General features: G+C 43.7%; 24 protein-coding genes and 1 riboswitch. All 24 genes read left to right on the top strand.

Annotation, left to right across the window (positions count from 1 at the left end):
* The first annotated feature begins 21 nt into the window (after positions 1 to 21).
* The 24 genes from QGT46_RS07505 (at position 22) to hslO (ending at position 22,310) form a co-directional block, all read left to right on the top strand.
* Positions 22 to 192: a hypothetical protein gene (locus QGT46_RS07505; protein ID WP_009288762.1), complete on the top strand. Its 171-nt coding sequence runs from the start codon at positions 22 to 24 to the stop codon at positions 190 to 192.
* Positions 193 to 256: 64 nt separating this feature from the next.
* Positions 257 to 463: a small, acid-soluble spore protein, alpha/beta type gene (locus QGT46_RS07500; protein ID WP_024728042.1), complete on the top strand. Its 207-nt coding sequence runs from the start codon at positions 257 to 259 to the stop codon at positions 461 to 463.
* A gap of 146 nt (positions 464 to 609) precedes the next feature.
* Positions 610 to 1,368, top strand: a complete 759-nt coding sequence (locus tag QGT46_RS07495) for a DeoR/GlpR family DNA-binding transcription regulator (RefSeq protein WP_024728041.1) — start codon at positions 610 to 612, stop codon at positions 1,366 to 1,368.
* Between the two features lie 17 nt (positions 1,369 to 1,385).
* On the top strand, positions 1,386 to 2,183 hold the full coding sequence (locus QGT46_RS07490) for a Cof-type HAD-IIB family hydrolase (protein WP_148459836.1): 798 nt from the start codon (positions 1,386 to 1,388) through the stop codon (positions 2,181 to 2,183).
* Positions 2,184 to 2,303: 120 nt separating this feature from the next.
* Positions 2,304 to 3,299 (top strand): sugar ABC transporter substrate-binding protein, encoded by a 996-nt coding sequence (locus QGT46_RS07485; protein ID WP_148459837.1) that lies wholly within the window; start codon positions 2,304 to 2,306, stop codon positions 3,297 to 3,299.
* 9 nt (positions 3,300 to 3,308) lie between these two features.
* A complete protein-coding gene (locus tag QGT46_RS07480; protein WP_024728038.1) occupies positions 3,309 to 4,634 on the top strand; it encodes a sensor histidine kinase in 1,326 nt (441 codons plus the stop codon).
* Complete coding sequence (locus QGT46_RS07475; protein ID WP_024728037.1) at positions 4,627 to 5,307, top strand: response regulator transcription factor; 681 nt, start codon at positions 4,627 to 4,629, stop codon at positions 5,305 to 5,307. The genes QGT46_RS07480 and QGT46_RS07475 overlap by 8 nt, the downstream gene beginning before the upstream one ends.
* Positions 5,300 to 6,616 carry an extracellular solute-binding protein gene (locus QGT46_RS07470; RefSeq protein ID WP_148459838.1) on the top strand — a complete coding sequence of 439 codons (1,317 nt, stop codon included), beginning with the start codon at positions 5,300 to 5,302 and terminating at the stop codon, positions 6,614 to 6,616. The genes QGT46_RS07475 and QGT46_RS07470 overlap by 8 nt, the downstream gene beginning before the upstream one ends.
* Positions 6,617 to 6,767: 151 nt before the next feature.
* Positions 6,768 to 7,196, top strand: a complete 429-nt coding sequence (locus QGT46_RS07465) for a PTS sugar transporter subunit IIA (protein ID WP_024728035.1) — start codon at positions 6,768 to 6,770, stop codon at positions 7,194 to 7,196.
* A gap of 14 nt (positions 7,197 to 7,210) precedes the next feature.
* Positions 7,211 to 7,708: a PTS system mannose/fructose/N-acetylgalactosamine-transporter subunit IIB gene (locus tag QGT46_RS07460; protein WP_024728034.1), complete on the top strand. Its 498-nt coding sequence runs from the start codon at positions 7,211 to 7,213 to the stop codon at positions 7,706 to 7,708.
* A gap of 20 nt (positions 7,709 to 7,728) precedes the next feature.
* Entirely contained in the window at positions 7,729 to 8,577 is an 849-nt protein-coding gene (locus tag QGT46_RS07455) for a PTS mannose/fructose/sorbose/N-acetylgalactosamine transporter subunit IIC (protein WP_024728033.1), read from the top strand.
* A gap of 1 nt (position 8,578) precedes the next feature.
* Entirely contained in the window at positions 8,579 to 9,418 is an 840-nt protein-coding gene (locus QGT46_RS07450) for a PTS system mannose/fructose/sorbose family transporter subunit IID (RefSeq protein ID WP_024728032.1), read from the top strand.
* 14 nt (positions 9,419 to 9,432) lie between these two features.
* Entirely contained in the window at positions 9,433 to 9,711 is a 279-nt protein-coding gene (locus QGT46_RS07445; RefSeq protein ID WP_148459839.1) for a hypothetical protein, read from the top strand.
* A gap of 95 nt (positions 9,712 to 9,806) precedes the next feature.
* Entirely contained in the window at positions 9,807 to 13,400 is a 3,594-nt protein-coding gene (locus QGT46_RS07440; RefSeq protein WP_148459840.1) for a GH32 C-terminal domain-containing protein, read from the top strand.
* A 254-nt stretch (positions 13,401 to 13,654) separates the two neighbouring features.
* Positions 13,655 to 14,077 (top strand): amidohydrolase family protein, encoded by a 423-nt coding sequence (locus tag QGT46_RS07435; protein WP_301590182.1) that lies wholly within the window; start codon positions 13,655 to 13,657, stop codon positions 14,075 to 14,077.
* 433 nt (positions 14,078 to 14,510) lie between these two features.
* A riboswitch (TPP riboswitch) is annotated at positions 14,511 to 14,617 on the top strand.
* Positions 14,618 to 14,682: 65 nt separating this feature from the next.
* A complete protein-coding gene (gene thiS / locus QGT46_RS07430; protein WP_148459841.1) occupies positions 14,683 to 14,880 on the top strand; it encodes a sulfur carrier protein ThiS in 198 nt (65 codons plus the stop codon).
* Positions 14,873 to 15,514 carry a sulfur carrier protein ThiS adenylyltransferase ThiF gene (thiF, locus tag QGT46_RS07425; RefSeq protein ID WP_148459842.1) on the top strand — a complete coding sequence of 214 codons (642 nt, stop codon included), beginning with the start codon at positions 14,873 to 14,875 and terminating at the stop codon, positions 15,512 to 15,514. Before thiS ends, thiF begins: the two co-directional genes overlap by 8 nt.
* Before the next feature lie 2 nt (positions 15,515 to 15,516).
* Positions 15,517 to 16,284: a thiazole synthase gene (locus QGT46_RS07420; RefSeq protein WP_034549625.1), complete on the top strand. Its 768-nt coding sequence runs from the start codon at positions 15,517 to 15,519 to the stop codon at positions 16,282 to 16,284.
* Positions 16,285 to 16,288: 4 nt separating this feature from the next.
* Positions 16,289 to 17,386 (top strand): 2-iminoacetate synthase ThiH, encoded by a 1,098-nt coding sequence (thiH, locus tag QGT46_RS07415; RefSeq protein WP_024728025.1) that lies wholly within the window; start codon positions 16,289 to 16,291, stop codon positions 17,384 to 17,386.
* Between the two features lie 14 nt (positions 17,387 to 17,400).
* Positions 17,401 to 17,979 carry a thiamine phosphate synthase gene (locus QGT46_RS07410; protein ID WP_024728024.1) on the top strand — a complete coding sequence of 193 codons (579 nt, stop codon included), beginning with the start codon at positions 17,401 to 17,403 and terminating at the stop codon, positions 17,977 to 17,979.
* 48 nt (positions 17,980 to 18,027) lie between these two features.
* Entirely contained in the window at positions 18,028 to 18,801 is a 774-nt protein-coding gene (locus tag QGT46_RS07405; RefSeq protein WP_024728023.1) for an HAD hydrolase family protein, read from the top strand.
* Between the two features lie 284 nt (positions 18,802 to 19,085).
* The gene (gene cls, locus QGT46_RS07400; protein WP_034549622.1) at positions 19,086 to 20,648 is read left to right on the top strand and encodes a cardiolipin synthase; all 1,563 of its coding nucleotides are present in this window, start codon (positions 19,086 to 19,088) and stop codon (positions 20,646 to 20,648) included.
* Positions 20,649 to 20,661: 13 nt separating this feature from the next.
* A complete protein-coding gene (locus tag QGT46_RS07395; RefSeq protein ID WP_148459843.1) occupies positions 20,662 to 21,426 on the top strand; it encodes a class I SAM-dependent DNA methyltransferase in 765 nt (254 codons plus the stop codon).
* Positions 21,423 to 22,310, top strand: a complete 888-nt coding sequence (gene hslO / locus QGT46_RS07390; RefSeq protein WP_148459844.1) for an Hsp33 family molecular chaperone HslO — start codon at positions 21,423 to 21,425, stop codon at positions 22,308 to 22,310. The genes QGT46_RS07395 and hslO overlap by 4 nt, the downstream gene beginning before the upstream one ends.
* Positions 22,311 to 22,369 lie beyond the last annotated feature (59 nt).

Raw genomic sequence — 22,369 nt, 5'->3', positions numbered from 1 at the left:
TGAAGCAAAGGAGTGATGACCATGTCAGAGAAAGCAACGCTTTCAGTAGAAGAATTGATGAAAAAGAGTTTAACATTTGCCCTGGCCGCAACACTGCTGGCAGGCACATCAAACATCTCAAAAGTGAAGGATAAGATTAAAGTAAGTGAGAACGAGACAGGACATATTGTCATAGAACAGATGAATGACTAGGCCTTTCTTTGGTTATCCTATATATGACCGGCAAAAGCCGGGGGATAAGAGAAAGGAGTACATGATGTCCAAAGAAAAAGATTTTATAGAAAAGTCATTTGAAGAGATGACAGAAGATGAGCGGTTAAAGTACGAGATCGCTGTGGAACTTGGACTGGCTGACAAAGTAAAGGAGGAGGGCTGGAAAGCTCTTTCTGCCAGCGAGACCGGAAGGATCGGCGGCCTGATGACCAAGAGGAAAAAACAAAAAGCACAGGAAGCAGAAGATTAAGAAAAAATATAATACCGTCTGTATTTGATCTGATATGGGGATAAAATACAGGCGGTATTTTTAAAATTTAATAGAAATACTTGAAAATACTTGAAAATACTTAAAAAAACGCTTATAATTGCTTGAGTACAGGAAAGGAGGACCAAATGTACCAGCAAGAACGGCTTTCAAAAATCATGAAGCTTCTAGAAGAAAAAGAAGTACTTTCCAGCCAGGAAATCATGGAGGCATTTCGAATTTCCAGGGATACTGCAAGGAGAGATATTGTAAAATTGTCAGAAAAGGGCGCGGTGATCAGGACGCATGGAGGAATTGCGCTGCCGCAAATCAATAATATCATTGAGGAATATAAAGGAAGGCAGCAGCTGAATGTAGCCTCAAAAAAAAGGATCGGAAAAGCGGCAGCGGAGCTTATAAAGCAAGGACAGGTGTGCTTTTTTGACGTCTCCACCACTGTCTGTTTTCTGTGTGCAAACCTTATAAAACCTTCTGTCATTTATACAAATTCTATGGATAATCTAAGCATACTTGTGGAAAAGGAAAATATCGAAGTCTGTGCGGTGGGAGGAAACATTAACCGCAAAAACCGTTTTTCCTATGGAGGAGAGGCCAGAGAACAGCTGATGAAAATCCGTTTTGATGCAGCGTTTTTGGGAGCCGCAGCCATTTCTGAAGACGGTATTTATTTCGAGGAAAAAGAAGATGCAGATGTAAAACGGATCGCGGCATCCAGAGCAGAGAGAGTCATTGTTCTGGCAGACAGCACAAAATTTCAGAAAAAGAGCAGATATCAGGCATTACCTCTAAAAAAGATTGACATTTTAATTACGGATAGAGATCCGGATTCTTTTTGGAGACAAAGGCTTTTGGAGAATGAAACAAGAATCATCAAAGCAGGAAAATAGCAGAGAAAGGAAAGCATATGGGAAAATATAAAGCAGTATTCAGTGACATTGACGGAACTTTACTAGATTCAAAACACACCATTTCGCCGGCTACAAAACAAAAAATCCAGGAGATTGACAGGGAAGGAATTCCTTTTATCTTAGTTTCAGCCAGAATGCCGAAGGGAATGATTGGAATCCGGGATGAACTTGGCATCCGGAGGCCGATAGTTTGCTACAGCGGAGCACTGGTTGTGGATGAAAAAGGAGAGACAATGTTTGGCAGGAACATTGAGTCTCATATGGCGGAAATGGTTTACAGGAGTATTCAAAAAGAAAATATGCATATTTCCTTTAACCTTTACAGCGGTGACCGGTGGATTGTGCCCGACCAGTGTGATCCGTGGGTCAGACAGGAGAGCGTTATAACGGGAGTGTATCCGGAAACAGGAGATTTTACCGACCTGGCAGTATTTCAGAATGTTCATAAAATCCTCTGTATGGGAGAGCCGGAAAAGATCCTTTGCCTGGAAACAATGCTGAAGGAACAATTTCCTAAACTCAGGGCATATCGGTCTAAAGATACATATTTAGAGATTATGTCTATACAGGCATCAAAATCCAGTGCAGTTTCTCTTCTGGACGAGTATTTCGGCATTTCCAGACAGGAAATTATAGCTTTTGGTGACGGATACAACGATATAGATATGCTTCTCTATGCAGGATTGGGAGCTGCCATGGGAAATGCGTCAGAGGAGGTCAGAAATTCGGCGGATATCGTAGCAGATACCAATGACCAGGAGGGGCTGAAGAAAGTTCTGGACGAATGTTTTTAAAATATACAATGAATGGGGAAAACTGTTTTTTCGTTCTGTTATATGATATAATTTTCTAAGATATATTAATCGTCTACGGGAATGATGACAGGACAGTGACAAAGCAGTAAGGAGAGAAATATGCACCAGGAAAAACAGAAAAAATCAGTCCGGGATACAAGAAAAAGACTGGATGCCGCCAGTATACTTATATTGATCGGAATTATTGTTCTGCTCTATGCTAAAGTTTTTTATTCCTATGAAAAAACTTATGGAAAAAATAAAACAAGAACGTTTGGAGCTACCTACATGACAATGAACAATAACTTTTATCCGGTGCTGAATAACGAGATACGTTCTGCAGTGGAAAAGAAAGGCGACCGTCTGATGACTCTGGATCCTGCACTGGATCAGAAAAAGCAGACGGAACAGATCTACTATCTGATTCAGCAGAAGGTGGACGCCATCTTCATCAACCCGGTGGACTGGAAAGGGATCAGAGGGGCTTTAAGGGCTGCAAAGAAGGCAGAGATTCCGGTTATCGTTGTGGATACACCTGTCTATGATGAGGATCTGGTTTCCTGTACCGTTGTTTCAGATAATTATAATGCAGGTGTTTTATGTGCCAAAGATCTGATGAAACGCAGAAAAAGTGCGAGAATTCTTCTTTTGGAACATAAGAAAGCAAAATCGGCTCAGGACCGCATCCGGGGATTTTTGGACACCATACATGGGAGGCAGGAATATCAGGTTGTGGCGCGGGCAGATACAGAGGGGCAGACGGAGAGAACTCTTCCCAAAGTGAATCAAGTGATAAAAAATGGAAAGATGTTTGATATTGTTATGGCGCTGAATGATCCGACTGCCATCGGGGCTTTGGCGGCTCTGGATCAGAAGGGGATCCGGGAGCAGGTATTGGTCTATGGAATTGACGGCTCTCCGGATGGGAAAGGACTGATCAAGGAAAATATGATGACAGCTACATCTGCACAGTCTCCAAAACAAATAGGGAAAGAGGCAATCTGTTCAGCATATCGGCTTCTGGACAGGAAAAAAGTATCAAAAAAAATTATCATTCCGGTCCAAATCATTACTTATAAAAATATTAACAGATTCGATGTGAATAACTGGCAGTAGGGAAGCGTCATGGATAGAAAAAATAAAAACTTATATTATCTAAAAGTATTTATGAGCTCTGTGAATTTCATAATTCTGGTGTTTTTGTCTGCCATTGTGCTTAAGACAACGGTAAATATTAAGGATCAGAGTATGGCGAGAAATTTTCTGGAGAATATCCCGCATATTCCAAGGGAGCCTGTTCAGTCAACGATTATTGTATTCATAGCGTTTTTTTCTTTGCTGGTGATTATTGAGGCAAGAAAAAAAATCTATACAAAACATTGGCTAAGTGTGCTGGTTTATCTGCTGGAGATCTTTCTTTGCCTGACGATCATACAGTATGTGTATATCAGCTATAATGGAATTATTTTGCTGGTGATCGCAGATATCGTAACTTCAATCAAGGAGAAATATAACCGCCTGACTTTTCTTGTGGTTATGAGTGTTATTTATATTTTTGCAGATTACAATCTGGTATCAGGGCAGATACCGATGATATCCCTGCAGGAATATCTGGATATTTATCCTTCGGGCATATCCACATTTCTGATGGGGATAAAGAATGTACTTGCGGCTGTAAATATTATTGCGTTTGTTATGTATATGATCATTTTGATGCAGAATCAAATGAAGGAAAATGCAAGAATCGAACTGTTGAACCTGCAGCTTCGGACAGCGAATGAGAAATTAAAAGATATGAATGCACAGCTGAAGGATTATGCCGTGATGCAGGAAAAAATGGGGGAAGCAAAAGAAAGAAACCGTGTGGCAAGGGAAATCCACGATACTCTGGGGCATACGATGACGGGGCTTTCTGCAGGTATTGATGCCTGCATTGCTATGATCGATCATTCTGTGGAACAGACAAAAAAACAGCTTTCTGTGATTTCTGAAGTTGCCAGACAGGGAATTAAAGATATCCGGCGTTCTGTAAATAAGTTAAGACCGGATGCCCTGGAGCATCTGACCCTGGAGGATGCACTGTTTAAGATGATTCAGGATACGATGGCGGTGTCCAACGTAAATATTTCACTGATTTCCTCCGTAGAGAAATTAAAGTTTAACAGTGATGAAGAAGATATTATTTACAGAGTTGTACAGGAGGGAATTACAAATGCGGTCAGACACGGAGCAGCAACAAAGATCAGTATTTACATAACAAAAAAAGAAAAATGGCTGACTCTTTTAATCCAGGATAATGGAAAAGGGTGTGAAAAGATTGAAACCGGGTTTGGACTGATCCATATTGAAGAGCGGATCGGCTTGCTTCATGGTACCGTTGCCTACGATGGCAGCGATGGTTTTACAATTACGGCAAAAATACCGATCAGGTGGGGTGAGAATTATGATTAAAGTGTTGATTGCAGATGATCAGGAGCTGATCAGACAGAGTTTGGAGATTGTGTTAAGTACAAAAGAAGGGATTGAGGTGACGGGAACTGCAAAAGACGGCAGAGAAGTGATCCGCTGCATTCGGAAAGAAAAACCGGATGTTATTCTGATGGACGTGCGGATGCCGGAAATGGATGGGGTACAGTGCACAGAAATAATTAAGGAAAATTATCCCCAGATCAAAATTATTATTCTGACCACGTTTGATGATGATGAGTTCGTATTCAGTGCACTGAAACACGGTGCCAGCGGATATCTGCTGAAAGGGATCTCCATGGATGATCTGGAGGAGGCGATAAAAACAGTGGTTCAGGGAGGCTCCATGATCAATCCGGATGTGGCAACTAAGGTTGTGGAATTGTTTTCAAAAATGGCACAGAGCAATTTTGATATGATGATCGATGCCAAAAATGTAGAGGATCTTAACGAGACGGAAAGGAAAGTTACCCATCTGGTTGGATGCGGAATGTCCAATAAAGAAATTTCAGGGAAATTAAGTCTCTCGGAGGGAACTATACGGAATTACCTGAGCAGTATTTTAAATAAACTGGATTTGAGAGACCGCACACAGCTTGCAATCTGGGAGGTACAAAATGGGATCGGAAGGAAATTCCAAAGAGAAGATAATGAATAGAACAGTAAAGTGGTGGAAGAGAATTGTTCTGGCAGGACTGATCCTGAGCATTTCTTCAATCTGCATTTTTTCTTACCAGGGGGAAGATGATGTAGTTCTTACCTTTGGAATGTTTGCAGGCAGCCAGTGGGATGTGCCTAATGATGACTGCTATCAGATCATCGATGATACGATCAAACGTTTTGAAAAAGAACATCCGGGGGTAAGAGTTCAATATGTCAGTGGAATTTTAAAAGAAGATTATTCAGAATGGATTTCTGAAAGAGTGTTGGAGGGAAATACTCCAGACGTGTTTATGGTGCTTCCGGAAGACGTTGCAACTTTTTCTTCCACAGGAGTTCTGGAAAAACTGGACAGTCATATGAAAGCCGACCAGACTTTCCATCAGAGTGATTATTATCAAAGTCCGTATGCCGCAGGAAGGTATGAGGAATCCCAGTATGCCCTGCCGTATGAAAGTGTCCCAACGCTCATGTTCGTCAATAAAACGCTGTTAAATAAAGAGGGGATCCGGATTCCTGATAATAACTGGACCTGGGATGAATTTTATAATATTTGCAAAAGACTGACGAAAGACACAGATGGAGACGGCAAGATTGACCAGTTTGGAGTTTATGCTTACAGTTGGAAGAATTTTATGGATACCAATGGATGTAAATTATTTAATGAGGCAGGAACAGAAAGTTATCTTACAGAGGAGCACGTAAAAGAGGCGATTTTTTTTGCCAAAAAGATTGGAGATTTATCAGGTTACCAAAAGGCATCCTCCAATGACTTTGATACCGGAAAAGTAGCATTCCGGCCAATGAGTTTTGCAGAATACCGAACTTATAAGCCGTATCCATGGAGAATCAATAAATATTTTAATTTTGACTGGGATTGCATCAAACTGCCGGCAGGACCTCAGGGAAACAATGTATCCAATGTGGACAGCCTGATGATGGGAATTGGGTCGGGAACAAGGCATGAACAGCTTTCCTGGGAACTATTAAAAATGTTCACCTATGATCAGAAAACACAGATGGAAATCTTTAAAAACTCTCAGGGAGTGTCTGCCTTAAAGAAAGTAACCAATTCTAAAGAAAGCCAGAAAATTTTGAAAAAAGCTACGGACGATGATACTGTAGTAAAGCGGGAACTTTTGAATGAAGTGATGAATCAGGCTGTGCAGAAACCAAAATTCAGAAATTATTTTACTGCAGAGAAATATATCAGCAATGAGCTGGAACGGATTCTTAGCTCGACAGAGGATTTGGATGATAGTTTGTTGACGCTGAAAAAAGAAGTAGAACAGAAATTTCTGCAGTAAAAACAGAAAAATCGGCACGTGTGACAATTGTCATACGGATTTGTGACATTTGTAGATTGTTATTCATGACAATTTACAGATGTCCTTTTTTTACCCAATTGGTAAAATGTGCTTGTTAATAAGAGATACAAAAAGAAGAAAGGAGCAGAGGATGAAATACGTAGTATTAGTCAGTCATGGAACATTTGCACCAGGACTTCAAAGTGTTCTTTCTATGCTGGCCGGAGGGGAGCGGGAGGATGTCTTAAGCATCGGTCTCATTGACGGCATGGATGCAGATGAGTTCGCTCAAAAATTCAGGTTGATGATTCAGCCGTTCGGAGAGGATGATGAAGTGATCCTGCTTGGCGACCTGATCGGAGGATCACCTCTCACCAATGCGGTAAATGAATTATCTGAGGCAGGGCTTTTAAAGAATACCATCGTCTTCGGAGGAATGAACCTTGGTATGGCATTGACTGCGGTAATGATGAAAGACGATATGGAAACAGACATGCTGAAAGAAAATCTGTTGTCAGAAGCCAAAAATGCAATTAAAGAATTTGAAATTGAAGAGAGTGAAGAGGAAGACGATATCTAAGGAGGAGTTTTATTATGTCAGTATCATTTGTGAGGGTAGATGACCGGATGATCCACGGACAGACGGTTACAAGATGGGCACTGGAATATCCGTGCGACGGATTGATAGCGGTCAATGACAAAGCGGCAAATACACCCGCATTAAAAGCAGCTTATAAAAGTGCGGCGGGAAAGAAAACTTTCATTTGGACATATGAGGACTGGAAAAAGAAATGCCAGAAAGTTTTAGACAGCAAAGATCAGTATTTCCTCATTACAAAAGATCCGATTCAGATGAAAAGTATTCTTGTGGATGACGGATTTGTACCTAGTGATGTGAAAAAAGTGATCATCGGTCCGTGTAATGACCGGGAAGGTGCCACGAAGCTGGGAAATAACCAGTCCATTACACAGGAAGAAGCAGAAGCGCTGGAAGCAATTTATCAAAAAGGGTATGAGATTGAATTTGCCCTGATCAAAGAAGCATCCATAGGAACCTGGAAAAAATTTAGAGGTCAGTTTGGATTTGAGTAAAATCAGAGAGGAGAAAAAACATGACGATTAATTGGATACAAGCAGTCATTTTAGGTATTTTTGCCTGCTTATCAAGTATGCCTGGTATGGGAGGTACTTCCATCGGTAACTATACTCTGGGGCGTCCGTTAGTAGCAGGTCTTGTATGCGGAATTGTATTGGGAGATGTTCAGGCAGGAGTTCTGGTCGGTGCCGCAATGCAGGTTGTTTATATCGCACTGGTCACACCGGGGGGAACAGTATCCGCAGATGTCCGTGCCGTATCTTACATAGGAGTGCCTCTGGCAATGCTCGCACTGAATTCTTATGGGCTGGACCCTGCATCAGCAAAAGGGATCGCCATGGCAACATCATTCGGAGCTATGGTAGGAACTCTTGGAACTGTATTATTTTACGGAACAGCGACCATTAACCTGGTGTGGCAGCATATGGGATGGAAAGCTGTAGAAAAAGGAGAATTTAAAAAGTTATACATAGTAGATATGGTGCTTCCATGGATTTCACATATTATCTGCAGTTTTATCCCGGCAGTGATCATGTGTAAGCTCGGAGTACCGGTAGTTGAATCAATTAAAACAGCACTTCCGATGGACGGAATTGCAATGAAAACCTTGTTTACAGTAGGAAGTATGCTGCCTTGTGTCGGAATTGCCATTTTGTTAAAACAGGTCGTAGATAAAGCAGTTGATTTTGTTCCGTTTTTCTTTGGATTTACTCTGGCAGCAGGAATGGGATTAAACCTTGTATCAGTAACCGTAGTGGCGGGAATGTTTGCAATTATTTACTACAACATAAAAATGGTTGGGATCCGTGCAAAAAAGGCGGCAGCCGCCGGCGGTTCCATCGATGACGATGAGGAGGAGATATAATATGGCAGCGGAAAAAAAGCTTTCTAAAAAAGCATTAAAAAAATCATTTCGTAACTGGTATTATGGACACTTAACCTGCTTTTCGCAGGAGCACATGCAGACGTTTGGTTATTTATGTGCAATGCTTCCGCTGGTGGAAGAATTATATGATACAAAAGAAGAACAGAAAGAGGCTATGGAAACATACACGGCATTCTTTAATACAGAACCGCAGGTAGGATCTGTTATCGTCGGAGTTACGGCAGGTTTGGAAGAGGCAAAAGCCAATGGAAACCAGGATGTGGATGCAGAAACCATCAATGGTATCCGTGCAGGTTTGATGGGACCTTTGGCAGGGATCGGAGATTCTCTGGTCGTAGGTACTTTAATTCCGATCCTTCTTGGAATTGCCCTTGGATTATCCAGCGGCGGATCTGTCGTGGGACCAATCTTCTATATCGTTGTATGGAATCTGTTAATTACCTTTGGCATGAGATTTCTTTACTTTAAGGGATATGAACTGGGTGGAAAAGCCGTCGATATCCTGGTAGGTGAACAGGCGACCGCGATCCGCGAATCAATTGTAATGCTTGGAACTATGGTTGTTGGAGCCGTAGCAGCTACCTGGGTAAGTGTAAAAACATCGTTCCATCTGGTAAATGATGCCGGAAAAGAATTTTTGAATCTTCAGAATCAGCTTGATTCCGTATATCCCAATGTCCTGACAGCAGCATTTGTTATTTTCTGCTGGTGGCTCATGTCCAAAAAGAGAGTGTCTCCGGTTGTGACAATGCTGATTTTAGTTGTCGTAGCATTTGCAGGAGTAGTGGTTGGATTCTTTAATCCTGGATTGAAATATTAGAAGGAGAGTCTATTATGACACCACAGACAAAACAGCAGAAAATAAAAGAAATTGAATACCAGACAAGGATGTTAAAAAACTTAAAGAACTGGATACGGAATTTGTTGATTTTCTCTTCAATTGGAGTTGCAGTTGCCTACTGGGCACTGAAAATCCAGGAAGGACCATTGTTTACAGCAGTCGGTGTGATCGGCGTTATTTTTATTGTTCTCAGTGTTGTTTTAAGCGGCGTCATAGGATTTGCCTTCAAAAACGGAAAGAGCAATGTTGATAAAATCATCAGACAAATGTAATAGTGAATCTCTTGCAGGAAAGGACAGCGCAGAATGATAAACGGCTGTCCTTTTTGTTTTAAACCCGAATAAAGTATTGAGAAAGGAGACAGGTTATGAATCATAAAAAATCCAGAGTCCTGGCAGCGGCAATATCCAGTTTGCTATCTTTCGGCATGATATTACAGACAGCAGCCCCCCCGCAGGTTTATGCGTCAGAAGGAATACGAAGGGAAAGCAGTCAGAAAGTGTCTGACTGGACATTTAAAGCAGCAGACAATAATGATCAAACAGCGGTAACAGAAAAAACAGAAGTAGTGAAAAGCGATGCGTACCTTAGCGGACTGGAAATTAAAGGAGGAAGTCTGGACAAGCCATTTTCCCGGGAATTCAGTAGTTACAGTGTGGTGGTAGGCCACAAGACAGACAGTCTTACTATAATTCCTAAAATTGACGGAAACGCAGCAGTTACTGTGGACGGAAAGGCAGCAGGTTCCGGACAGGCTGTGACAGTCAATGTGAAAACAGGTTCCAATGTGTTTAATATCGTTGTCAAGGGCGCTAATGGAAAAACAGAGACTACGGCAGTCAATGTTTTGAGAAATTCTGACCCGGATGATGTCTACAGTGTGCCGTACCGTTCTCAATATCATTTTTCACCTCAGAGAGCATGGTGCAATGATCCAAATGGCATGGTTTATTATAAAGGCGAATACCATTTGTTTTACCAGTACTATCCTGACGATATGATCTGGGGGCCAATGCACTGGGGCCATGCTGTATCAAAGGATCTGGTTCACTGGGAGGAACTTCCTATAGCCTTATATCCGGAATCAGACGGAGGAGCTATGTTTTCCGGATGCTGTGTTGTAGACAAAGATAACACCACAGGATTTTTTGGACAGGGAAAAGAGGGCCTGGTAGCCATTTATACGCAGGACAATGGAGATAAGGGGCAGGAACAGTGTCTGGCATACAGCAAAGACAAGGGCAGAACCTGGACAAAATATCAGGGGAATCCGGTACTTAGGTGGGAGGATGATCGGCTTTTGGATAAAGCCTTCCGGGATCCTAAAGTATTCTGGCATGAAGAATCCGATCAGTGGATGATGGTTGTGGCAGGAGGACCGCTGCGTATCTATTCTTCAAAAAACTTAAAAAGCTGGAAACTGGAAAGTACCTATGGAAAGAAAACAAATGAAGGAATCGCGGATCAGCCGGCTGACAGCGCGAGGATTTATACAGAGTGCCCGGATCTGTATCCGCTTAAGGTAGACAATACCGATCAGACAAAATGGGTGATGAGTGAGGGAGGCAGATATTACAGAATCGGTGATTTAAAGCAGCAAAATGAACACTGGACCTTTGTGCCGGATTCTGGTTATAGCAATACAAATGACAATATCAGTGATCCTAGCAGTTACAAAAATGATGATACTTATAAAATGAATTTTGGACCTCAATCCTATGCGGCACAGACTTACAGCAATATGCCGGACAGCAGGACAGTTATGATCAACTGGGCAAGTACCTGGGAAAACGGATACTGCAACAACGTAAGCGAAGTAACCGGGCAGTACGGATTTAATGGCTTTTTTAATCTGCAGAATGAGTTAACGCTGAAACAAATCGACGGGAAAGTACGTTTAGTGCAGAAGCCTGTAAAAGAGTATGAATCCCTTCGGATGCAACAGGCAAAAACGGAACTTAAGAATGCTGTAATCCCGGAAAAAACAGATTCCAGTGAAAATCTTCTCTCAGGATTCCAGGGCGGGGAATATGAAATAATTGCAGAATTTACACCGAAGACCGGAACCAGAGAAGTCGGATTTAAACTGCGGACCGGTAAAAATGGAAAGCAGGAGACCGTTGTAAAATATAATGTCCAAGATGAGACGTTGATCATCAACGGAGATAAAGCCGGAGTTTTTCCACAAGGGCAGATAAAAGGAGATATAAAGTCAAAGATATCAAAGAGTGCTGACGGAAAAATTAAACTTCATATTTTTGTAGATGATTCTATTGTAGAGGTTTATGGAAATGAGGGAGAGACCGTGGGAAGCCTTGCTGTTTTCCCAGATGCAAAAAGTACCGGGGCAGAAGTTTTTTCAGAGGGCGGACAGACAGAAGCTGATATTACCATTTATCCGTTAAAAAGTATCTGGTCAGATAAAATGTCTGGAAGTACAGATCCGGCAAATGTATATTTAAATACGGAAACAGCAAGTTCTTCCGTAAAACTGGGAGAAACAACAACTTTAAATTCGACGGTCACTCCTCAGAAAGCGGAGCAGAAAGTTTCCTGGTCCATTGCAGGGAACAGCGGGAAAAAGGTTTCCATCGTAAAACAGGATGCCGGCAGTATTACCCTGAAAGGAGAAAAGCAGGGAACGGTTATCGTTAAGGCGAAAACTTCCAATGGGATTGCCAGAACGATGGAAATTCAGGTAAACGGTGAGGATGAAAAATTAAACAGCAACCTGTCTGGATGGAATTCTGTAGGAGGACAGTGGACGCTTGACGCCAACGGCTATAATTCAAACCATAAAGACAATGGATTTCTGATTTCTTCCACGAAAACAGGCTCTGATTATATTTATGAAGCAGATGTCACCTATCAGGAGGGAAATGCGGTTGGTCTTTTCTTTCGTGGACAAAGTCCGAATTCCAGCAAAGGATATGTGGTTAACATTGACGATCCTGAGCATAAAGGTAACGGAAGCACAAGGATCTTTACCTTCGGAGGCGGAACCGGAGATATCGGTAGCCGTGTTAAGTATACACTGACCCCTGGGGCAACATACCATCTGAAGCTGGAGGTAAGAGGGAATAAATTCAAGTTTTATATTAATGATTCTCTGAAGCTGAATGTAACAGACCGGAATATTAAAAAGAATTATGCAGAAGGGGATTATGTGGGGCTTTATGCTTTCAGTGGAACCGGAGAGTCTGATAAAAATATTCAGGCTTCCTATCAAAACATTAAAGTGACGCCGCTGGTAGTAGGGAACCCTTCTGTTCGGGAAAAGATGGAACTGTACAGCGGACAGAGCATTCAGCTTGCCGCAGATTTAGGCGAGGATGATTATGCAGCTGCCTACTATGAATCTTCTGATCCTTCTGTGGCATCAGTTGACGATGATGGGAAGGTTACAGCAAAACGGTCAGGGACTGCAGAACTTACAACAAAAGTAACCTATTATGGCCGAACCGTATATCTGAAAACAAAAATCACAGTGAAAACACCGTATGTCAGCATCACTTCTGCTCCGTCATCGATGTATGAGGGACAGAGTGCCAACATCTCAGCAAAGGCAACAGGAGTTTCGGGAAATATTGTATGGAAGGTAGATAATGCGTCCTGTGCATACATTTCTTCTTCTGGTAAACTGACAGCTAAAAAGGCAGGAAAGATCACAGTAACAGCAAAATTAAAAAATTACAGCAAAACAGTGAAGTTGACGATTAAAAAACCTTACCTGAAAATCACCTCCTATAGAAAGACAGTGAAACGCAGAAAAAGTTACCGGTTTAGAGCAAAAGCCTATGGAACCTCCAAGTCCGTCAAGTGGTCTCTTTCATCAAAGAGCAAAAAATATGCTTCTATTTCAAAAGGCGGAAAGCTTACGACAAAAAGTAGAAAAGGGACTATCACGGTTTATATAAGGTCAGGTTGCGTAAGGAAAACTTTGAAAGTGAAAATTAAATAATAATATATTGTATTATTTGCGTATCCTATCTGTAGAAATGGAGATTTTCAGATTTTTGTATGTTTGAACAATTTTTATGATACTATAGTCACACTTAAAGATCTGAAGATAGATTCAGGAGGATATGATAATGGATAGCTTTGCTTTAAAAGGAGAAATTATTTATACGCCTGAACCAGGGAAGTTCCGGAGCCACGAGGATTCTTATCTGGTCTGTGGAGACGGAAAGGTGAAGTGAAACATCCAGAGTCAATGTGTTTGCGACGATCCACAGAGATGCCACGGTTTTGCTGATGGATCTGCTTGAGAAAGCAGGAATCTGCGGGTTTGCGGGAAAGGTATGCATGGACCGGAACTGTCCCGATGATTACAGGCAAGAGGATGCCCGGACATCCGCCGAGGAGACAAGAAAGTGGTATGAGACTGTGAAAGACAGGACGATGATGCAGATGATCCTGACGCCGCGGCTTCTGCCTTCCTGCTCCGATGAACTGATGGAGCAGCTTGGGAAATTTCAGAGAGAGACCGGTCTGTATGTGCAGTCTCATCTCTCAGAAAACTCGGAAGCGCTTTATCTTGGAACCAAGGGAGGCGGAAGCTTTTTCGGGCAGGTTGGAAGTTTCGAGGAGGGATATGAGTTTGACGCTGTTGTCTTAAATGATGCTTCACGGAAGTGATCACAGCGAAATATGTGGGCGCAAGAAAGGTCTTTGAGCGCTGAAATATGCGACGGATATGATCCGACCAAAAAAGTCATCCTCCGGGGACCGATTGAGAGGAAGTCCCTTTGGATGACTCGATTATCATTACATTTGATTTTCCAATAAAGATGGAGGAGATTCAACTTCATTTATCATATATACTATGTTCATTTCGGATCAAATGAAAAAGCGTTTTTAATATGCATAGTTCTGCAGTAATAGGTTGAAATAAAAGCAAATGTTCTGATGTATTACTTGTACCATACGGAACCGTGGCTGTGCTGAAAAAACGCAAACGATAGAAAAGCCGGCGCAAACGACAAAAAATATACTTGAATTTTTCAGATAACAGGATTATAATATTTTTTGGTAAGACAGAGGAATGTTGTCTGCCATATAATTTCATAAACAAGTAAAACTGGAGAACCGATGTTATCGGCTGAGAAGAGGGTATAACCCGAAGATTCATGGAACCTGTTAGTTAGCACTAGCGTAGGGAGTTTTCAATCGATAGAACACAGAGATGGAGCTTACGCTTCATCTTTTTTTCGTTTGTGGCTCCGGGAAACGAAAGGAGAGTTATGATGCGTGTCAATGGAAACAAAAGATTCCTCGAGAGCAGGATCACTCTGAAGGAATTTCTTCTGAAAGAGGGTTACAGGCTTGAGCACATTGCGGTGGAGAGAAACGGAAAGATCGTCCCAAAGGCTGAGTATGAAGCTATCATGCTGACAGAGGCGGATACACTGGAGATCGTCAGCTTCGTAGGCGGTGGATGAGATGCTGACGAGAGAACGATTTGAACAGGAACTGGACAGACGCCAGACGCCGGAAGTGAGGGAAAGGCTCAGGGAAGGAACCGTGGCCGTTGCGGGTCTTGGGGGTCTTGGCTCCAATATAGCCCTGATGCTTGCAAGAACGGGGATCAGGAAGCTGTTTCTGGCAGATTTTGACCGGGTAGATCCATCCAACCTAAACCGGCAGGCATACACCATTTCCCAGATCGGCATGAAAAAAACAGAAGCCATGAGTGAACTGATCCGCCAGGTCAACCCGTGGATTGAACTGGGATTTTTTGACGGAAGGGTGACGCAGGAAAATGCGGCAGAGCTGTTTCGGCCATATCCGATTATCTGCGAGGCATTTGACTCGCCAAAGGCGAAAGCCGAGCTGGTCAACGGCGTATTGTCTCAGCTGCCTGACAATACCGTTATTTCCGGCAGCGGGATGGCCGGATCTTACAGTTCAAACCTGATAAAAACGGCAAAGAAAATGAAACGGCTTTATGTGTGCGGAGACGGGACACATGGGATATCAACAGAGGAATCACTGACTGCGGCCAGAGTATCAATCTGTGCGGGACACGAGGCGAACATGGCGATACGGTTGATTTTAGGAGAAGAAGAGGTATAAAGATGAGTGATACATTAAAAATCGGAACAAAGGAATTTACATCAAGGTTTCTGCTTGGAACCGGAAAGTTCAGCCTGGAAAAGACGGCGGAGGCTGTAAATGCGGCCGAAGCCCAGATTGTTACTATGGCGCTCAGGCGGGTAAAGGAGGCAGGTTCCAGCAATATTTTAGAGTACATACCGGATACGGTGACACTGCTTCCAAACACCTCCGGGGCAAGAAATGCCCAGGAGGCTGTGCGCATTGCAAGGCTTGCAAGAGAAGTGGGATGCGGTGATTTTATCAAGATCGAAGTGATACGGGATACAAAGTATCTGATGCCCGACAACGCAGAGACAATCAAAGCCACGGAGATTCTTTCAAGAGAGGGTTTCACTGTTCTTCCCTATGTGAGCCCCGATTTGAATACGGCAAGGGACCTGGAAAGTGCAGGCGCCGCCGCGGTCATGCCTCTGGCAGCGCCCATCGGAAGCAACAAAGGACTCCTTACGAAAGATTTTATCCAAATGCTGATTGATGATACCGATCTTCCGGTCATTGTGGATGCCGGAATCGGGAAGCCGTCCGAGGCCTGTGCAGCAATGGAGATGGGAGCCGATGCCGTACTGGCAAATACGGCTGTAGCTACGGCAGGAGATGTGGTATCCATGGCAAAGGCTTTTAAAATGGCAGTTGACGCAGGAAGAAAGGCATACCTTGCCGGACTGGGACGGGTCCTGGACCATGGAGGAGATGCCTCATCTCCGCTGACAGGATTTTTGGAGGACTAGGGCGATGGAGATATTAGATGAAGTGTTAAAGGAATATGATGAATATGACTACAATGTTTACACAAAAGACGATGTCATCACAGCTCTTTCAAAAGAAACGGTGAGTGCTGAGGACTACAAGGCTCTGCTCTCACCGGCTGCCATGGATTTTCTGGAGCCAATGGCCAAAAGAGCAAAAAAGGAAACAATGAAGCATTTCGGGAATACGGTCTGTCTGTTTACACCACTTTATATTGCCAATTACTGTGTCAATCACTGTGTGTACTGCGGCTTTAACTGTACCAATAAGATCCACCGGGCAAAGCTCACCATGGAAGAGATTGAACAGGAATACAAAGCTATCGCAGGGACAGGACTGAAGGAAATCCTGATTCTCACAGGTGAATCTAAAAAAGCGTCAAGCGTAGAATATATCGGGAAGGCAGTAGAGCTGGCAAAGAAATATTTTTCCACCATCGGCATTGAAGTCTATCCAATGGATGTGGATGAATACGAATATATCCACCAAAAAGGTGCGGATTTTGTCAGTGTCTACCAGGAGACATATAATACAAAGACCTATGATGAGGTTCACTTAAGCGGTCCGAAAAAAGTATTTTCCTATCGTCTGAATGCCCAGGAAAGAGCGTTAAAAGGCGGTATGAGGGGAGTGGGATGCGGAGCCCTGTTGGGGCTTGATGATTTCAGAAAAGACGCATTTGCTTCCGGAATTCATGCGTCCCTTCTTCAGAAAAAATATCCCCAGGCGGAAGTTTCTTTTTCTGTGCCTCGGCTCAGACCATATAAGAACAATGAAACCAACGATGCAAAAGACGTCCATGAAAAGCAGCTTCTGCAGGTGATGCTGGCACACCGCATTTTCATGCCGTTTGCGGGAATTACGATTTCCACGAGGGAACGGGCCGGATTCCGCGATCATGTGGTCGGCATGGCAGCGACGAAAATTTCCGCGGGAGTCAGCACAGGAGTCGGAGGCCATGAAGAAGAGGAGAAGGGAGACGCCCAGTTTGTGATCTCAGATCCGAGAAGTGTGGATGAAGTCGTAAACATGCTTGACCGCAGAGGCATGCAGGGAATCTATACTGACTACGTGAGAGTCTAGAAACGGAGGTTGACATGAATCAGGAGTGGATCGCTGTCACGGACCGGAAACTGTGCGGCGGTGATTTTTTAAAGACGGTGCAGACCCTTGCGGGACAAGGGTTAAAGACGATCATTCTGCGGGAAAAAGATCTTCCAGAAGAAGAGTACGGGGTACTGGCAGCCCGGTGTATGGAAATATGCAGGAAAGCTGGGGCTTCCCTGACTCTCCACAGTTATTTTAGTGCGGCCCGCAGGCTGGGAGCAGACAAGATCCATCTGCCGTACCCTGTATTTCGGGAAAATGCAGGGAAGATTGAAAAGCACCTTCGTGTAAGTACCTCTATTCATGCCCCGGAAGAGGCAGTGGAGGCAGAACGGATGGGTGCAGAGTTTGTGATTGCCGGACATATTTTTCAGACGGACTGCAAAAAGGGCGTTCCGCCAAGGGGGCTTGAGTTTTTAAGAGAAACTGTACGATCCGTGTCTATCCCTGTCTATGCCATCGGAGGAATCACTCCATATAATATAAAGGATGTTTTAAAGACAGGAGCCGCCGGAGGATGTATGATGTCGGGTTTCATGAAGTCGCCTAAAATCGTTGACAAGCCATGAGTGCTGGGGCATACTTGAAAGAGAAATATATCAAGATGGAGGGTACTTATGAAAAAGAAATACTGCTTTTTTGACATCGACGGAACACTGACGGACCGCTCTACCAACCAGGTAGTTCCAAGTGCGCTGGAGGCACTTGAAAAGCTGGAGGAAAACGGACATTTTGTGGCGATCGCAACAGGAAGAGCCCACTATAAAGCGGATCTGTTTATAAAGGCCAACGGTTTTAAGAATATGGTCTGCAATGGAGGAAACGGGTTTGTCATTGACAATCAGTTCGTGGAGAATATTCCTCTGGACAGAGAAGGGTGCATTAAAATTATTGAGGAGACAGAGAAACTCGGATATGGATGGTGTATTGCCGTAGACGATACAAAAGATGTCTATATGACCGACGATTTGTTTTTAAGACAGGTGGGCAAGAGAAAAGAGCCGACCCGCTATATTATTGATGACACCCTGGATATACATAAGGTCGAAGATTTCTATAAAATATATGTAGCAATTCCGAAAGAAGAGGAAGACCGTCTGACGACAAAAGATCTCATCGGACATCTGCGGTTTGAACCGGAGTACCTGATGTTCCAGCCGGACAATAAAAGAGAGGGGATCATAAAAATGATGGAGCACTTAAATGGGCCTCTTGAAGATGTGGTTGTATTTGGAGATGATTATAACGATCTGGATATGTTCAGCCCTGAGTGGTTTTCCATCGCCATGGGGAACGGCTGCCAGGACCTGAAAGATAAGGCAGACTACGTGACAGACACCAATGTGAATGACGGAATCAAAAAGGCATGTGAGCATTTCGGCTGGATTTAAAAAGGACAGAAGCCTTCTTGACACAATTCCTTAAATCATTATAGAATAGTAAGACCAGAATTTTCTGGTCTTCTTTTCATTTCTTAGGAAAGTCCTTGTCACGCTAATGCATGAAAGTCTTTCCTAAGAAATAAAAATGCTCCGCGGGTTGTACACAGATGCGTAAGGAAATCATTTGACTACGTCAAATCGCATCTGGCACGCAAAGTTGTCAGGCCCCCTCAAAGATTGAGGGCTTGCCCACTTTGTTCTTGTCAGGAATCTATTTGGCAGCAGGAGGAATTATGAGAATTTTAAAAGTAATGAAGAAGGGCATATCGAAGATGCTGAAGGTCCTTCTGAGACGCCTTGTGATTGTAGGCGTTATCATTGTGCTGCAGATAGCATGGCTGATCTGGATGGCCCAGGTGATCGGAGAGCGATCTAAGTTTATTGAATGGGGACTTCAGCTGGTCAGCGTTGCAGTGGTGATATATATTGTAAATAAAGAAGAGAACCCGGCCTATAAGCTGGCGTGGACCATTCCCATCCTGATCTTCCCGGTATTCGGCGGTCTTTTATATCTTACTCTGGGCAATAAAAAAATGGCCAGAAAGCTGAGGCTGGAACTGGAGCGTTCCCTTGGCGAGACAGATTTTTTGCTGTCTCAGAGCGAGAGCGTCATGAATAACTTGAGACAGAGGAGTCCTCAGGCGGCGGCACAGGCAAAATATATCGATATGTCAGGAGGCTATCCGATCTATCAGAATTCGTCGGCAAAGTATTACCCGTCCGGCGAGTCTATGTTTGAAGAGATGATCGAAGACCTGAAAAAGGCAAAGTATTATATTTTCATGGAATTCTTCATTGTGGAAGAAGGATATATGTGGAATACGATCTTAGAGATCCTCAAAGAACGGGTGGACGACGGTGTGGAAGTCCGGTTTATGTATGACGACGTAGGCTGTGTGGACCTGCTCCCGTATAAGTATTATAAAGAACTGGAACGCTGCGGCATTTCCTGCGTGGCATTTAATCCGATTATTCCTCTGGTGTCCACCGCATGGAACAACAGGGACCATCGCAAAGTAGTGGTCATTGACGGGCATACGGCATATACCGGAGGCCTCAATCTGGCAGATGAGTATATCAACCGGAAGGAACGTTTCGGTTATTGGAAAGACGCGGGATTGAAAGTCATCGGAGATGCGGTGTGGAACTTTACCGTGATGTTTCTCCAGGTCTGGAATGCGATCCGGAAGACCGATGAGGGCTACGGCATGTTCGTACCCCACGGCCACCATAAGGGACGGTTTGTTGACGACGGTTTTATCCAGCCCTACGCGGATAATCCTCTGGATACGGAGACAGTCGGGGAGAATGTGTACCTCAACATCATCAATGCGGCCACAGATTACGTATATATCTATACGCCGTATCTGATCATTGATAATGAAATGATGACAGCGCTTTGCCTGGCTTCCAAAAGAGGAGTCGATGTGCGGATTGTCACACCGGGAATACCGGATAAACCGACCGTCTTTTTGCTGACACAGTCATACTATGCCCAGCTGGTGGAAGCAGGGGTAAAAGTGTATCAGTATACTCCCGGATTCATCCATGCAAAATGTTTTGTCAGTGATGACGTCATTGCTACCGTAGGAACGATCAACATGGATTACCGGAGCCTTTACCTGCATTTTGAAAACGGAGTCTTTATGTATCACTGCCTGGCGGTGACGGAAGTCAAGATCGATATGCTGAAGACGTTTAAGCAGTGTGAGCTGATCACAAAAGATCACTGTCAGGGCAATATGGTGAAGCGGCTGATGCAGAGTGTGCTCCGTGTCCTGGCGCCGCTTCTTTAAGGAGTAGGACAAAATGGACGAGTTTACTAGTTACCAGAGTTTTGCACAGGTTTATGATGAATTTATGGATCAGACCCCTTACAGACAGTGGGGAGAAAATATAAGACAGTATCTGAGAAAATACAAAGTTAAGGACGGAGCAGATGTCCTGGACCTGGGCTGCGGCACCGGCAGGATGACGAATCTGCTGAAAGGCTTTGGCTACCGGATGACCGGGCTGGACATTTCTCCGGAGATGCTTGAGATTGCTGCCGGTTCCGGGGATTCTGAAATCCTCTATATCTGTCAGGATATGAGAGAACTAGCTCTTCTGCATCCTGCGGATGCGGTCATATCGACTTGTGACAGCCTGAATTATATATTAGAGCCGGAAGATCTGATACAGGTATTTGTGCGTGTGCGGGAGAACCTTAAAGAAAACGGGGTCTTTCTGTTTGACATGAACACGCTTTATAAATATGAAACACTGCTTGCTGAAAATACGTTTGCGGAAGACCGGGAGGAGTGCAGTTTTATCTGGCAGAATTTCTATGATCCGGAAGACGGCATCAATGAATATGACCTGACACTCTTTATCCGCAGTGAGTCCGGGCTTTATCATAAGTTTGAGGAAATGCATTTTCAGAAGGCATATGGAACAGAAGAGATAAAAGAGGCACTGCGTCTGGCCGGATTTGAGGTCCGGGATGTTATGGATGCAGATACTTTAAAAGAGCCGGAGACAGAGAGTGAACGGCTGTATTTTATTTCAACGATAAATCATGAGGTGGACAAATGAAAGATTATATTGTAAGAGGTACGGCGGCAGACGAGCAGGTTCGTTTTTTTGCTGCCTATACGAAAGATGTTGTGGAGGAGGCCAGACAGAGGCATAATACAAGCCCGGTGGCCACGGCTGCCCTGGGCCGGCTTCTGACCGCAGGTGCCATGATGGGGAGCATGTGCAAGAATGAACAGGATATGATCACGCTCCAGATAAAGTGCAGCGGTCCGATCGGAGGTCTTACGGTGACTGCCGATTCAAAAGCGGATGTAAAAGGATATGTGGTACATCCGGACGTAATGCTGCCGCCGAGCAAAGAAGGCAAGCTGGATGTCGGAAAGGCCCTGGACTTAGGGGTGCTGACGGTCATTAAGGATATCGGCATGAAAGAACCGTATTCGGGACAGACCCATCTTGTATCCGGGGAGATTGCAGAGGATCTGACCTACTACTTTGCCGCAAGTGAACAGATACCGACTTCTGTGGCGCTTGGTGTTTTGATGAATAAGGATAATACCGTCCGCCATGCCGGGGGTTTTATTATTCAGATGATGCCGTATGCTTCTGAGGAAGTGATTTCTTCACTGGAGAAAAAGATTGCAGATTTTCAGCCTGTTACTTCTCATCTGGATGAGGGGAAAACTCCGGAAGATATGATGAATGAATTGCTGGGTGAGTTCGGGGTCAAGTTCTATGAGACTGTGCCGACGAAGTTTTCATGCAACTGTTCCAAAGAGCGGGTGGAGAAAGCGGTCATCAGTGTGGGAAAAGACGAGATTAATGATATGATCAAAGATGGAAAAGATATAGAAGTAAACTGTCATTTCTGTAATACACACTATACATTCAGTGTAGATGAACTGAAACAGATGGTGGAAAAAATCGAAGCAGGAAGATAATGAAAAGCCATGGGAGACCGTGGCTTTTTTGCTTAAAAATGGTATACCCACAAGGCATC

This window comes from Anaerostipes faecis (genome assembly GCF_910574135.1).
GTDB classification, from domain to species: domain Bacteria; phylum Bacillota; class Clostridia; order Lachnospirales; family Lachnospiraceae; genus Anaerostipes; species Anaerostipes hominis.
The sequence above is the reverse complement of the archived record's forward strand: the minus strand, read 5'-3'. Positions and strand labels throughout refer to the sequence as shown.

Bases quoted from the DNA above. Each gene is read 5' to 3' on its own strand.
- QGT46_RS07500 (WP_024728042.1), top strand. From the start codon at position 257: ATGTCCAAAGAAAAAGATTTTATAGAAAAGTCATTTGAAGAGATGACA.
- cls (WP_034549622.1), top strand. From the start codon at position 19,086: ATGAGAATTTTAAAAGTAATGAAGAAGGGCATATCGAAGATGCTGAAG.
- QGT46_RS07455 (WP_024728033.1), top strand. From the start codon at position 7,729: ATGACGATTAATTGGATACAAGCAGTCATTTTAGGTATTTTTGCCTGC.
- QGT46_RS07475 (WP_024728037.1), top strand. From the start codon at position 4,627: ATGATTAAAGTGTTGATTGCAGATGATCAGGAGCTGATCAGACAGAGT.
- QGT46_RS07480 (WP_024728038.1), top strand. From the start codon at position 3,309: ATGGATAGAAAAAATAAAAACTTATATTATCTAAAAGTATTTATGAGC.
- QGT46_RS07445 (WP_148459839.1), top strand. From the start codon at position 9,433: ATGACACCACAGACAAAACAGCAGAAAATAAAAGAAATTGAATACCAG.
- QGT46_RS07440 (WP_148459840.1), top strand. From the start codon at position 9,807: ATGAATCATAAAAAATCCAGAGTCCTGGCAGCGGCAATATCCAGTTTG.
- QGT46_RS07460 (WP_024728034.1), top strand. From the start codon at position 7,211: ATGTCAGTATCATTTGTGAGGGTAGATGACCGGATGATCCACGGACAG.
- QGT46_RS07495 (WP_024728041.1), top strand. From the start codon at position 610: ATGTACCAGCAAGAACGGCTTTCAAAAATCATGAAGCTTCTAGAAGAA.
- QGT46_RS07485 (WP_148459837.1), top strand. From the start codon at position 2,304: ATGCACCAGGAAAAACAGAAAAAATCAGTCCGGGATACAAGAAAAAGA.
- QGT46_RS07470 (WP_148459838.1), top strand. From the start codon at position 5,300: ATGAATAGAACAGTAAAGTGGTGGAAGAGAATTGTTCTGGCAGGACTG.
- thiH (WP_024728025.1), top strand. From the start codon at position 16,289: ATGGAGATATTAGATGAAGTGTTAAAGGAATATGATGAATATGACTAC.
- QGT46_RS07410 (WP_024728024.1), top strand. From the start codon at position 17,401: ATGAATCAGGAGTGGATCGCTGTCACGGACCGGAAACTGTGCGGCGGT.
- QGT46_RS07405 (WP_024728023.1), top strand. From the start codon at position 18,028: ATGAAAAAGAAATACTGCTTTTTTGACATCGACGGAACACTGACGGAC.
- QGT46_RS07465 (WP_024728035.1), top strand. From the start codon at position 6,768: ATGAAATACGTAGTATTAGTCAGTCATGGAACATTTGCACCAGGACTT.
- QGT46_RS07490 (WP_148459836.1), top strand. From the start codon at position 1,386: ATGGGAAAATATAAAGCAGTATTCAGTGACATTGACGGAACTTTACTA.
- thiS (WP_148459841.1), top strand. From the start codon at position 14,683: ATGATGCGTGTCAATGGAAACAAAAGATTCCTCGAGAGCAGGATCACT.
- QGT46_RS07450 (WP_024728032.1), top strand. From the start codon at position 8,579: ATGGCAGCGGAAAAAAAGCTTTCTAAAAAAGCATTAAAAAAATCATTT.
- QGT46_RS07505 (WP_009288762.1), top strand. From the start codon at position 22: ATGTCAGAGAAAGCAACGCTTTCAGTAGAAGAATTGATGAAAAAGAGT.
- hslO (WP_148459844.1), top strand. From the start codon at position 21,423: ATGAAAGATTATATTGTAAGAGGTACGGCGGCAGACGAGCAGGTTCGT.
- QGT46_RS07420 (WP_034549625.1), top strand. From the start codon at position 15,517: ATGAGTGATACATTAAAAATCGGAACAAAGGAATTTACATCAAGGTTT.
- QGT46_RS07395 (WP_148459843.1), top strand. From the start codon at position 20,662: ATGGACGAGTTTACTAGTTACCAGAGTTTTGCACAGGTTTATGATGAA.